General features: G+C 63.0%; 8 protein-coding genes. 3 read left to right on the forward strand and 5 right to left on the reverse strand.

Going from position 1 to position 13569, the window contains the following annotated elements; translation table 11 throughout:
* A complete protein-coding gene (locus tag RB623_RS21595; RefSeq protein WP_308059043.1) occupies positions 1 to 6108 on the forward strand; it encodes a DEAD/DEAH box helicase in 6108 nt (2035 codons plus the stop codon).
* A gap of 22 nt (positions 6109 to 6130) precedes the next feature.
* On the opposite strand, the gene RB623_RS21600 is transcribed toward RB623_RS21595, so the two are convergent.
* From RB623_RS21600 to RB623_RS21615, 4 genes are all read right to left on the reverse strand, one after another.
* Entirely contained in the window at positions 6131 to 6967 is an 837-nt protein-coding gene (locus RB623_RS21600) for an NYN domain-containing protein (protein ID WP_308059044.1), read from the reverse strand.
* A 296-nt stretch (positions 6968 to 7263) separates the two neighbouring features.
* Positions 7264 to 8328 (reverse strand): HlyD family secretion protein, encoded by a 1065-nt coding sequence (locus RB623_RS21605; protein WP_308059045.1) that lies wholly within the window; start codon positions 8326 to 8328, stop codon positions 7264 to 7266.
* A gap of 19 nt (positions 8329 to 8347) precedes the next feature.
* Positions 8348 to 9916 (reverse strand): MFS transporter, encoded by a 1569-nt coding sequence (locus RB623_RS21610; RefSeq protein ID WP_308059047.1) that lies wholly within the window; start codon positions 9914 to 9916, stop codon positions 8348 to 8350.
* 131 nt (positions 9917 to 10047) lie between these two features.
* Positions 10048 to 10485 carry a MarR family transcriptional regulator gene (locus RB623_RS21615; protein ID WP_308059049.1) on the reverse strand — a complete coding sequence of 146 codons (438 nt, stop codon included), beginning with the start codon at positions 10483 to 10485 and terminating at the stop codon, positions 10048 to 10050.
* Positions 10486 to 10760: 275 nt separating this feature from the next.
* On the opposite strand from RB623_RS21615, the gene RB623_RS21620 reads away from it, so the two are divergent.
* Together RB623_RS21620 and RB623_RS21625 are read left to right on the forward strand one after the other, a co-directional pair.
* Positions 10761 to 12083, forward strand: coding sequence for an NAD(P)H-dependent oxidoreductase (locus RB623_RS21620; protein ID WP_308059050.1), 1323 nt, complete (start codon positions 10761 to 10763; stop codon positions 12081 to 12083).
* Positions 12084 to 12097: 14 nt separating this feature from the next.
* A complete protein-coding gene (locus RB623_RS21625; protein ID WP_308059051.1) occupies positions 12098 to 12679 on the forward strand; it encodes a histidine phosphatase family protein in 582 nt (193 codons plus the stop codon).
* Between the two features lie 75 nt (positions 12680 to 12754).
* On the opposite strand, the gene proC is transcribed toward RB623_RS21625, so the two are convergent.
* Entirely contained in the window at positions 12755 to 13567 is an 813-nt protein-coding gene (proC, locus tag RB623_RS21630) for a pyrroline-5-carboxylate reductase (protein ID WP_308059052.1), read from the reverse strand.
* Positions 13568 to 13569: the final 2 nt, after the last annotated feature.

The following is a 13569-nucleotide window of genomic DNA, read 5'->3' on the forward strand; positions in this document are numbered from 1 at the left end:
ATGACGCCCTTCGACACCCTTTCCGCCGCGAAAACTCGAACTGCCGAGGCCATCATCGCTCAATCCGGCCTCGCGCATAACGGACTACGGACGCAACTGCGTGAGATGCTCACGGGCGCGGATGCGAAGGTTGGTGCACTGCTCCAGGAACCGCTTGTCGAGGGGAGCCACCCCTTCACTACCGCTGATGCGACGATGAAACAGTTGGCCGGTCCGCTGCTACAGACGGCGCTTGTGGAGGCGATGGACCGGTTGTCTATTGGACACGATTACCGTTTCCCATCCGACAGAAAGCCGTTTCGACACCAATTGGAGGCCTGGCGGCGCTTGCTTCAGCCCGGCAATCCGCAGTCGGTTCTGGTGACCTCGGGAACCGGGTCCGGCAAGACGGAATGCTTCCTCCTGCCGATCCTGAGCGATCTGGTGCGGCAGGCCGAAGAAGGTAGCGCGCTCGAGGGCGTGCAGGCCATCATGCTCTATCCGCTGAATGCCTTGATCGAAAGCCAACGCGAGCGCCTGTCCGCATGGACGGCGCCGTTCCGCGGGAAATTGCGTTTCTGCCTCTACAATGGCGACCTAGAACGGAGCAGGCCTGCCTCCGAGCAGCGACAAAAGCCCGAGCAAGTCATTGACCGCGAGCAGCTTCGTCGGAGCCCCCCGCCGATCCTGGTCACCAACATCACAATGCTCGAATACATGCTGGCGCGTGCGGAAGACCGGCCAATTCTCGATGTCTCGCGTGGCAAGCTCAGGTGGATCGTGCTCGACGAGGCGCATTCGCTCGTGGGGGCAGCGGCTGCCGAGATCGCGCTTCTGCTCCGGCGCGTTTTACTCGCCTTCGGTGTCTCGCCTGCCGATGTTCGTTTCGTCGCGACGTCGGCGACGATCGGAAGCGGTGAGCAGGTTAGGGAGCAGCTGCAGCGTTTCCTCGCCGATGTGGCGGGTATCCCTGAGGCGTCGGTTCATGTCATCGCGGGCGATCGCCGTCTGCCTAATCGGCCGGTAGCAAAAATCTCGGACATTGACCTGGAAACGGCGAGCCCGCATCAACTCTACGATGCCCTCGGTTCCAACCCGGAGGTGTGGAAGTTAGTGGAGGGTCTTTTCAGGGGCGGCCTGCCGCTGTCGGCCTTCTCAGCAGCGGCTGCGGGATACAACCGCGATGCCACCGATCTGGTTTCGCTGATGGCGCAGGCTGCGCGTCATCTTCCCGGCGGCGAACTCGAGCGGCTCGCACCGGTCCGCATCCACGCGTTTGAAAGGGCGGTTGCCGGGTTCTGGAGCTGTATCAATGCCGATTGCGCTGGACGCGCCGAGAACTGGCCATTCGGCCGGATCCTCGCAGAGCGGGCCGATCGCTGCCCATCATGCCAGGCGTCGGTGCTAGAAATCATCAGTTGCACGGAATGCGGTGAGCCGTTCCTGGAGGGCGTGGAAAGCGCCGGCCGGCTGAACCCGCCAGTCCGGACGCCGCCGCGCGACGAGTTTGCATTCGACAGCGCCGGCGACGGCACGGCCTCCGATGACGGAGACGAGCCGGAAGATGCCGGATCCAACGACTCCGAAATCCAGCTTGTGGACCCGGGCATCCTCTTCGCGGCGCAGCCTAGCGCCGGCGCGCGCAACTGCTGGCTCGATTCAAGCAAGGATTGGCGGGTCGCTGACGGCCCAGGCGAGGGTCGCGCAACGCTGCTCTACGAAGAGCGCGACCGGAGCTTCGAGGGCTCAACCTACTGCCCGCACTGCAATCCGTCCGGCACGGGCACGACACGGCGATTGAAGTCACTACGATTCGGCGCACCCTTCGTCTTAGGCAACACGGCGCCAATCCTGCTCGACGGGGTCGAGCCCGCATTCGCCACGGAAACGCCGCTCCCCGCAGGCGGCCGACGTCTTTTGTCCTTCACCGACAGCCGTCAGGGAACGGCACGCATCGCCGCACGTCTTCAGCGCGAGGCGGAGCGCAATTTTGTGCGCTCGTTCGTCTATCATCAGGTTCAAATTTCGATGCGACCCACCGGTGATGCCGATCAGATTGCCAAGCTGGATGGAGAGATTGCAGGACTCGAGGCGGCTTTCTCTGCCACAAAACAGCCGGTCCTGGCAGGGATCATTGCCGACAAGAAGCAACAGCAAACGGCGCTCGCGTCAGGCAGCACTGATGGGGTGCCTTGGCCGGATATGGTCGAGAGCTTGGCGGAACGTCCGGAGGTCTCCGAATGGATCAAGGACGTCTGGCAGGCGCGGGACGGCGACCAGTTCGGCGACAGCCGTCGCGTCGCCGAATTCCTGCTGCTTCGCGAGTTCGACCGCCGCCCGAAGCGAGCGAACTCTCTTGAGACTCTTGGGCTCGCACGCCTTCGCAATCCCGCGATCGAAGTCTTATCGGAAGCGCAGTTGCCGTCCGCGTTCAGGCGTCGAGGCAAGAGCATCGCCGACTGGAAGGCCTATCTCGAAATGCTCCTGACGCATTTCGTGCGCGCAGGACGGGCGATCGACGTGTCGCGCGATCTGCTCCACTGGATCGTGCCGAAGGGATCGCCGAGAAGTTTGGTCGGGCCAGACGGCGAGGTTGGCAAGGACAGGGGGCTACTCGGCTGGCCAAACCGTTTTCGCGGTATGGCGGATGCCCGGCCCAAGGCATTTCTTATCCACGGTTTGGGTCTCGACCGTTCAAACGCGGGCGATGGCGACGATCTGGACGAATGCCTCGGTGAGGCGTGGAACCGCATCGGTCCGATGCTGCAGCTGAGCGGCAACCGGCTGGCTTACTCTTTCCGCAAGGCTTTCATTGCGCCGCTGACGCACGCTTACCTCTGTCCCGTCACGCGCCGCGTTGTTGACCACGCACCTTTCGGAATATCGCCTTACGGATTGGAACGTGCAGGTGCGGCACAGCGGGCCCAGCCGATCGATCTGCCCGTTTTGCCTATTCCGATTGTTGGCACGGCGGACCGGGCCGCTGCACGCTCGGCCACACAGAGCTGGCTGGCAGGAGAATCGGTCCGCAGTTTGCGCGATATCGGCGCTTGGTCGGCCTTCGCCGACCGCATCGCCCTCTTCGTCGACTATTTGCGCTCGGCAGAGCATTCAGCTCAACAGGATTCGGCCCGGCTGCGGCGCTACGAGCAGGACTTCAGGGCGGGCAAGATAAACTTGCTCAATTGCTCGACCACCATGGAGATGGGCGTTGATATTGGCTCGGTATCATCGGTGATGATGACAAATGTGCCGCCATCGATCGCCAATTACCGTCAGCGAGTCGGCCGGGCAGGGCGGCGCAACCAGGCGACTGCGCTGGCCTTCACCTTCTGCAAGGACAGGCCGCTCGACCGAGACGCGTTTCGTGATCCCGCAGCATTCCTAGAGCGCAGCGTGGCGGCGCCGAGTGTTTCGCTGCAGAGCAGGCCGATCGTGCAGCGTCATGTCAATGCCTACCTCCTTGGCGCGTTCATGCGGGAGCAGGCCGGTGATGCGTTAAGGATGCAGATCGGAGCCTTCCTCGGCTGCCCGGCGGGCCTGGAGCAAACGCGTCCGCTGAAGGCCGAACGGCCGGTTGAGATATTCCTTGACTGGCTGGAGCTTCCGGCGACGCGCCATGGGCATCGGTCTGCGCTTCAAACTCTCGTCCGGCGCTCAATCCTGGAGGGCGATGGTCGTCTGGTTGACGATGCGCGCGACGCCATCAGCAATCTGTCAGGTGTGTTCCTGGCAGAGTGGGAAGGCCAGAGAGCCCTGGCCAAGGACGAGGGCTTGAAGGACGCCGGCAAGAGCCGGATGGGGATCGAACTCAAGCGCCTTTGCGAGGAGTTCCTCCTGAGCAGCCTTGCCGACCGAGGCTTCCTGCCCGGTCATGGGTTTCCCACCGACGTGGTGTCGTTCATGCCCGGGAAGGAGTTCAAGCTTTCGGATCAGGCACCAGCGGACGGGCGACGGCAATTTCGCACGACAGGGCCGCAACGATCCCTCGACCTAGCCATCCGCGACTACGCGCCCGGGTCGGAAGTGGTGCTGGATGGGCTCGTGCACCGTTCCGCCGGTGTCACGCTCAACTGGAAGCGTCCGGCGAGCGAGGAGAACTTGCCGGAGATCCAGAGCCTTCGCCATCAATGGCATTGCAAGGAATGCGGGGCGAGCGATACGGCCTCAGGTGCGATGCCTGGCCACTGTCCGGTCTGTGGCGTCGATGCTCCAACTCTTCAGGAATTTCTCAGACCGGCGGGCTTCTCGGTCGACCCGCGAGAAAAGACGCATGCCGAAACCGACTTTCTGACCTACGTGGCGCCCGAAGAGCCTCTGGTTTCAACTCGCGACGCCCTTTGGCGAAATCTCCCGGTTCCCGAAGCTGGACGGTTCCGCACCAGCCGCGAGGGCATGGTTTACTACTCGAACCTTGGACCTCAGCGTCTGGGTTACGCCGTCTGTCTGCAGTGTGGTCGGGCTGGTGCCGAGACCGCATCCGGTTCGAACGCTATTGGCCCGAAGGAGTTGAAGGACCACAAACCTCTGCGCTTTCGCAGGGACGTTGACATCTGCGCCGGCAATGACCGGCCATTCAGCATAAAGCGACATCTCGCGCTGGGGCACGAGATCACGACGGATGTCTTCGAACTTCAACCACATCGAAGGATAAGGCGTCCAGCTGCCGACGCCCTGGCGATCGCCTTGCGCGAGGCGCTCGCTCAGGAGCTCGGCATCGAGGCTGACGAAATGGGATTTGCGACAGCACGGTCGAAAAATCATCTTGGGGCAGACGCCGTCTCGCTGCTTCTTTTCGATCGGGCAGCGGGCGGCGCCGGATTCTCGACATCGCTCGAAAGCCTGCTGCGGCCGGTCCTCGATCGCGCCGATCGGATCCTTGATTGCAGGACGCCTGGCTGCATCAGGGCGTGTCCGGCCTGCGTTCTGGTGTCCGATGCACCTGAAGGCGTCGACAAGCTTGACCGTTCTGGAGCGCTAGGATTCTTGCGCGATCATTTATCGCTGCCCGCGGAGATCGCGCCCGAGGATCGCTTCGCATCGGGCGCGGAGATCTGTGTTTCAATTGTCGACGAGATCGACAGGGAACTCAGACGCGCGTCCCGAGCGACCCTGACGCTGTTTCTGCCTGCTAACACCGATTTCGCCACTCTAAGCGATTGGCCGATTGGTGAGCAACTTCACCGGTGGCGCGAACGCGGCCATTTGCTACGCCTAGCCGTTGCTCCCGGTTCCTTGTCCGGACCGACCGCCGTCGCTGACCGGCTTGCGCTCAGGGATTTTGCCATTAGATACGGCGCCCAATCTGCTGAAATGCAAACAGTCCTCTTCTCGAACGGCGCGGCAGCCGTTGCGATAGTAACCTCAGATCGAGAAAGCTCCGTTGCGTGGGCATCTCGTGACATCGTGGCCGGGCTGCCAGGTTCGTTGTGGGGCAAGCCGGATAGATATCCTATTGCCCGTGCCGACACGGTTGTCGATCTGGCGGTTAAGCCGATCGATATGCAGACACTTCTCCCACCGCCCGGCGCACAAATGCTCAACATTGGCGCGGAATGGGATGGCGATCTCGCGAGCTTCGGCTTGCGGGCAGCCGGTGCAATGGCTGCTCTTCTAAAGAAAGGCGGCGCCTGGCCGTCCTGCGGCATCACCGACATCGTCTATCAGGACCCCTATGTCTGCGCACCACTCCCGGCGAGGCTCGCAGTTGATGTGATTGCAGCGTTGGTAAAGGCGTCTGGTGTGCGCGGTGCCGCTGTTCGAATCGAGACTCGCATGCCCAAGCCTTCGGACCGTGGCTCTCCTTGGCAAATCACCCACAATTGGCAAGCCGGAGTGGATCAGGAGGCGGTCGTGGCTGTCCTAGGAGCCAAACGAGGCTTAGTAACGACTGTCCGTCAACTTGACGTGCCTCACGGACGCTTCATGACGATCAACTTCGCAGACAAGAGCCGCGCCAAAATCATCCTCGATCAGGGCTTCGGCGCGTGGGCGCTCCCACGTGGAATACAGGTTCGGTTCGATTTCACTGCCGACCACACGCATCAGGTCGAGCGCTTGGCGACTGTCAACGTTCTTCTACAAAAGCAAGGGGTGGGGAACACCTATGTGATAGCGGCAGGAGGATGAACGCCGGTAGGCATCGACGCGACTACACCATTGGTTCGCGTTGTTTGATCCCCTCTCGCTGGTTGCTGCTCATGCCCTCTTCCTCCCTACGAGCCTTTCGTCTAATCGCGCGACGGCTGGGCTTGCGGCGAACTCTGGCACCACTCTTCGCTCCGAGATCGACTTCGAATATGCGCAGATCACTTAGCAGTGCCGACAAGCTCTTGTATCCGCAGGCCCGAGTGTCGAGGCCACCGTGACGCACCGCGAGTTCGATTTCGACATCTTTGATTCTTGCCCAACCCGTCTGGTCCTCGAGGCTTATCACAATGCGCTTCAGCAGGCGTGAAGCCAATGACGGCCGCAAAAGGGTGGGCCGGGATGAGGCTTTGGTGGAGCTTTCCCTGCACGACGCGAGGAGTTCTATCGGGTAGAACTGCGTAAAGGCGCGCCGCAATCGCTCGGGAGCCTCGTCGCCGCCGAAACCGTAGCAGCTCAACCCCGCATCGCGCACACGCTCTGCAAGTGGAACGAAGTCGCTATCTCCCGATACGAGTGCCACGGCGTTTACGTCGCCGGCGTGAAGCGTATCGACAACATTGATGACTATGTGAATGTCGGAGCTGTTCTTGCCGCTTATAATCCGGTCGACCTGTCTCGTTCCCAGCCGCAATGAGTCGCAAGCTGCCGCCCATGCTTCACTGTCGGTCCGACGAAAATCGCCGAACGCCTGAGCAGAGACAACATCGCCCAAGCCTGACAGGTTGGTTAGCACACCAACTGCACACCACGCGGGAACATTTTCGATGTCGAAGAAGACGGCTATCCGAGGGCGCTCGACGAGATTATCGACTGCGGATGTTTGGTTCGAAAAATCCATGGTCAACTGCTCCGGTGCAGAGATGCGTTTTCGATCCTTGCTAGGTAAATTCGCTGCCAAGTGTCTCGTGGCGCATTCCTTGTCGCCGCACTCGGACCAATTATATATTGGCTTTCGGACTCTTCCAGGATACACGAAGTGCCCATCTTATGGTCCGTCACAATGTTACAAAGGGTCTCATAAGTTATTGATTTTATTTAGACGAGTTACAATTCAATCCTCTCTGGCAGCACCATTCGACGCCAATGCGCGCATTGCCGCAGAAATAGTCTCGAGGTTGGCGCCCTTGGGCGGTGTTACCGTGTGGCCGTGTCCCTCGCCGACTCCAGCGCCTTGTCGATGGTGACGATAACCGACATGCCGGGTGCGAGCTCGCTTGCCAGCGGCTGATCCGGATCGATGGCGATTCGCAGTGGCAGGCGCTGGGCGACCTTGGTGAAGTTGCCGGTCGCGTTGTCGGATTTCAGCACGCTGAACTCGGAGCCTGTCGCCGGCGAGAAGCGCTCGATGCGGCCGGTGAGCCGTGCGTGGCTGAGCGCGTCGATCTGTAATGCGGCGGGCTGTCCGATCCTCATGCCGGCAAGCTGCGTTTCCTTGAAATTGGCGACGACCCAGACGCGCTGTGGCACGATCGCCACCAGTTGCGTGCCAGCGGCGACATATTGGCCGAGCCGCGCGCCGACTTCTCCCAGCCTTCCGTCTTCGGGCGCGGTGACGCGTGTGTTCTGCAGGTCGATTTCCGCGAGATGCACGGCAGCTTCCGCGCCCTGCACCGCCGCTTCGAGTGACTGGCGGCCGACGATGGTCGCCTCCAGATCCTGCCTGGAGACCTCAAGCGCCGCTTGCGCTTGCCTGTAGCTTGCCTGCGCCTGCTCCATGGTGGAGCGGCTTTTGTCGGCATCACTCGCGGTCACCACGCCACTCTTGCGCAAGGGTTCTATGCGCCCCCAACCGGCCTCTGCGACGTCGAGCGTTACCTTCGCGCCCGCGAGCTGGGCTTCGGCGGAGCGGATACGCGCTTCGCCGGACAGCCGGTCCTGCTGTGAACTGGTGAGCGCGGCCCTTTCGGCCGCCAGCGTCGCTTTGGCCTGCTCCAGTTTCTGCTGGAATATCCGGTCGTCGAGCCGGACCAGCAGTTGGCCGGCCTTCACCTCCTGATAGTCCTGCACGGCGACTTCGGCAATGTAACCCGCCAATTGCGGCGCGATGATCGTCACCTGCCCGCGTACATAGGCGTTGTCGGTTACTTCGACCGTGGAGGTAAAGGGCGGCAATCGCCATGCGTAGAGGATGACGGTCAGGCCGGCGAGGCCGAGCATGACGGCAAAAAGCGTGGCGGTGAAGCGGAAAAACTTGGACATGCTGGTCTCGGTGTGACGTTCAGGCGGTGGGGGTCGCGGGTATCGGCGCGAAGCGGCCGCGGGCCGCGTCATAGGCGACGTGGATGAGAAGGGCGGCCAATGCGATGATCGCCAGGACCGCAATCAGCAGGAAGGCGTCGTTATAGGCAAGCACGTTGGCTTCCCGGGTCGCCTGCTGCGAGAGCAGCACCATTCCTTCGGCGTTGAGCAGCGCCTTGTCGGTGATCGTCCGCGCATAGCCTCCGCCAAGCTGGGTGATGCGCTGCGCGACCAGCGGATCGGTCAGGACGAGATGCTCGACTAGGTGGCTCGAATGGAATTTCTCGCGGATGGTAATGAAGGTGCCGAACACCGCCGAGCCGAGCAGTCCGCCGATGCTCTGCGTGGTCAGGAAGACGATGATGAAGCTGAGGATGTAGTTCGGTCCCTTCTTCAATGCCGAGGAAAGACCGCTGGAAAGGGCGGGCGGAAGAAACAGCGCGCCGGCGAAGGCGATCAGCGCCTGGCTGAAATACATTTGTTCCGGCCGCGTGAGGTTTGTCGCCCGGCTGTCCATCAGCGCGCCGATGGCAAGCAGGATCAGCGCAACGACATGGATTGCGGGTTCGCGTCCCGGCTTCATGACGCAGGCGCAAGCGAGGCCGCCGGCGATCGTGGCGGTGAGAATGACCCAGTAGAGTGTGATGGTCTGGTCGTTGAGCAGCCCGAGAACCTGGAAGAAGCCGGCGGCGCCGGCCGTCTGCTCGGACAGCACGATGCGGAAGACGAGCAACGCGCCGGTGAAATGCAGCACGGCCGGGCTTGCCAGCCAGCGGACGTCAATCAGCGGATTGGCGCGGTTCAGTTCGATGATCGCGGCGCAGGTGATCGACACGATCGCCAACGCCAGCAGCGCACCGATCCACGGCGCCTCGAACCACCAGTAGAGGCGACCGAGAACCAGAACGACCGCCGTGGCGCCGAAGCCGATGGCGATCAGAAGATAGCTGACGATGTCGAGGCGTTCGATGACTTTCGCCCGCGGCGGCGGCGTCAGCGGCAGGAGATAGACCAGGCAGAACGCGATCATCGCCATTCCGAGCTCGACGACGGTGATGTTGTGCCATCCGCCGATGTCGAACAGGGTTGGCGAGATGAGCCGCGCCACTGGTGCGCCGATGGAGATGTTCGTGAGCGCCAGCGGCAGTCCGACCCGCATCTTGAGATGCGGCGGGAACGCCTCGAGCATGTAGAGAAAGCCGAGGCTCGACATAGGCGCCGCGGCGATGCCGCTCATGAAGCGAACGGCGATCGCCGAGGGGATGTCGCGGATGAACAGGTTAAGCACGCAGGCGACGACGAAGCCGAGGATGCTGATCTCGGCGAAGTTGCGAAGGCCGAATTGCGTCCGGATCTTGATGAGAGCGAGCGATAGCGAGACATTTGGGGCCATGTAGGCGGCGACCATCCATGTCGCTTCGTTGCTGGTCGCGCCGATCGATCCCTGGATCTGCGGTATGTTGGCGGTGACGAGGTTCATGCCGAGGCCCTGGGTCAGGGCGAGGAGCAGCGCGGCGCACATGTAGGCGCCCGCGCGTGCCGGGTTCATAGGCGTGAACGCGGGCGGCGCCGGCCGCGGAGGCGGTGCGGGCGGCGGAGTCGCTGCCTCAACGGGTTCGGACTCTTCCTCTGCGGGATCATACCGCTCGATTACGCGGGCCTGCGACATGACGCTGTGCTTCAGGCGACGGCGCCGATGTTGAGGGCGACCCGTCTCAGCACCCGCGTCGCGGTCTCCAGGTCCCTGCCGTCCACGCCGCCGAGCACCTGCTGGCGGAGTTCGTTCGCGTAGCCGAGAATGGTGTCTGTCTCGCGGCGGGCGACATCGGTCAGGAAAATCCCTTTGGCGCGCCGGTCGCCATCGACCGCGCGGCGCACGACGAAGCCTTTCTTCTCAAGTGCGTCGATCAGGCTGACCATCGAGGGCTGCTCGACTTGCAATGCCTCGGCCAGTTCGCTCTGTGTCGCGCCTTCTTCCTTCGCCAGGTGCATCAGCAGCCGGGCGCGCGCCAGTGTCAGGCCCTGCGATTTCACCCGCGCGTCAAACATCGTGCGCAGCTTGCGGTTCACCTTCGTCAGTTCATCGACGAACGCCGTGCGTGAAGCCATCATATCCATAGAGAACTCATACTAATAAGAATAATAATTAGCTACCTATGCAATTAGTCCCTCATCGGGACTTTGGCAAGAGGTCGTCTGTTGTCGATAGCAAGGATTGCGCGATGAACCTCGGCATCGGCTGCGCTCGTATCGTGCTTGGCAGGACGCCAAGCATGTGCCCGCGGAACCGATCGATTGACATTCGCCAGCGTTTTTCTGCTATCAGCGGCGATGCCGGGCGCACATCGTGGATCAGGGCGGCAGGAAATGATAATCTTGATCGGACGCTTTTCATGACCAATGTTGCGCTCACCGGCCTGGGGCGCGAGCTTGCGGAGCGGGCCGCCAACGGCCGACCGGTGCGCATCGGCGTCATCGGTTCCGGCGAGATGGGCACCGATCTGGTCACCCAGGGCATGCTGATGAAGGGCGTCGAGGTCTGCGCGATCTCGACCCGCCGGCCGCATACGGCGCGCGAGGCGATCCGCATCGCCTATGGCGACGAGGCAAAAGCCGCCGAGGCGGATACCCAGTCGAAAGTGTCGGCGGCGATCGAGGCCAAAAAGATCGCCATCACCTCGAACGAGATGCTGGTGAAGAACCCGTTGATCGACGTGGTGATCGACGCGACGGGAAAACCCGGCGTCGCCGCCGACTTCGACCTGATGGCGATGGAGCACGGCAAGCATGTGGTGATGATGAATGTCGAGGCCGACGTCACCATCGGACGCTACCTGAAGAGCGCCGCCGACCGGCTGGGCGTCGTCTATTCGGTCGGCGCCGGCGACGAGCCGTCCTCCTGTATGGAACTGATCGAGTTCGCCAGCGCGCTGGGATACACCATCGTCTCGGCCGGCAAGGGCAAGAACAACCCGCTGAACCACGATGCGGTGCCCGACGACTACCGCGAGGAAGCCGAGCGCCGCAACATGAACCCGCGCATGCTGGTCGAGTTCGTCGATGGCTCGAAAACCATGGTGGAGATGGCGGCGATCGCCAACGCCACCGGGCTGGTCCCGGACGTGCCGGGCATGCACGGGCCCAACGCCGACCGCGACAACATGGTGAAGGTGCTGATCCCGCGCGAGGATGGCGGCATCCTGTCGAAAAGGGGCGTGGTCGACTACACCATCGGCAAGGGCGTGGCGCCGGGCGTCTTCGTCATCGTCGAGGCGACGCATCCGCGCATCATCGAGCGCATGGACGATTTGCATGTCGGCAAGGGGCCGTATTACAGCTTCTTCCGCCCCTATCACCTGACCTCGCTGGAAGTGCCGCTGACGGCGGCGCGTATCATGCTCACCGGAAAACCGGACATGGTGCCGCTGCCGCATCCGGTGGCGGAAGTATGCGCGGTGGCCAAGCGCGACCTCAAACCCGGCGAAACCTTCGATGCGATCGGCGAGACCTGCTACCGTTCCTGGACCATGACGGCGGGCGAGGCGCGGGCGAGGATGGCGGTGCCGGTCGGCCTGCTGGAAGGCGGCAAGGTATTGAAGGCCGTCAGGAAGGGCGCGCTTTTGACGACCGACAATGCCGCGCCCGACGAGACGACGCGGCTCTACGCCCTGCGCAAGCTGCAGGATGCGATGCCGCATGACGCGGCGGCCGGGTAGGGCTGGGGACAGACGTGGCCGGCGCTTTCCCCGAGATCTATCTGGTGCGGCATGGAGAGACCGAATGGAGTGCGTCCGGAAAACATACGGGCCGGATCGACATTCCACTGACGCCCGCCGGTGAGCAGTCTGCCCGGCAACTCGCCGGCCGCCTGCGGGGTCTGTCGTTCGCCGCCGTCTGGTCGAGCCCGTCACAGCGAGCCTTCAACACCTGCGTGCTGGCCGGCTTTGGCGAAGGCGCGCTGCGCAAGGATGATCTGGCGGAATGGGACTACGGCGCTTACGAGGGGCTGACCACCCGGGAGATTTTGGTGCAACGTCCCGGCTGGCGTCTTTTCCGGGACGGATGCCCGGACGGCGAGCAGGCCTCCGACGCCGGCGTGAGGGCGGATCGGATCGTCAGCCAACTCCGCGCGGTCAAAGGCAATGTCCTGGTGTTTTCGAGTGCGCACTTCCTCAGAGTGCTTGCCGCGCGCTGGCTCGGCCTGCCGCCCGCGCAAGGGGCATGCTTCGTTCTCGACACCGCGAGTACAAGCGTGCTCGGCCATGAGCATGATCTCACCGAGCCGGTGGTCCGGAGATGGAACCAGAGGTAGCTTCCGGTCCGTCACCGTCGACGGTTGCGGCGGCTTTTTCGCGAACCGGCCTGATGAGTTGATCGGCGCGAACTCCTATTTCCCCAACTCCACCGACCTTGCCCGCGCCGCCTCCACAGCTTCGGTGACCAACAGCTTCAGCCGGTCGTCGCCCATCAGCACGTCGAGCGCGGCGGCGGTGGTGCCGTTCGGGCTGGTGACTTGCTTGCGTAGGATTGCGGGGTCTTCGCCGCTTTCGGCCGCAAGACTGGCGGCGCCGAACACCGTCTGCATGGCGAGCAGTCTTGCCGTCTCGACAGGCAGGCCGGCGGTTTGCGCGGCCTCGGTCAGGCATTCGATGAAGTGGAAGATATAGGCCGGGCCGGAGCCGGAAACGGCGGTCACCGCGTCCATCAACCCTTCGTTGTCGATGGTGGCAACCGCCCCGCTGGTGGCGAGCAGGTCCTTGACGAAGGCGAGATCCGCGTCCGCCACGCGGCGGTTGGCGAACACCACCATCATGCCCTTGCCGATCGCCGCCGGCGTGTTCGGCATGCAGCGCACCAGCGGTACCTGTCCGAGAACCTCCTCGAAGGTTTTCATCGGCGTGCCGGCCGCGATCGAGAGGAACACGGTCTTGCCATCGGCGAACCGGCGGTAGCCGGCGGTGACGTCGCGGATGACCTGCGGTTTTACCGCGAGGATGACGAGACGTGGCGCGGTCTCGGCCGGCACGTCCCCGGCGCTCGCGCCCGTGGCGACGCCGAGCGCGGCGGCGCTGGCGCGCAATTCGTCGTTCGGCTCGACCACGAAAACCTCCGGCGCGACGAGCCGGCCGGATTTCAGCCAGCCGACCAGCATGGCACGACCCATATTGCCGCAGCCGACCAGAACCGTCTGAATGGTCATGG

This window comes from Mesorhizobium sp. LHD-90, assembly GCF_030929505.1.
GTDB lineage: Bacteria > Pseudomonadota > Alphaproteobacteria > Rhizobiales > Rhizobiaceae > Kumtagia.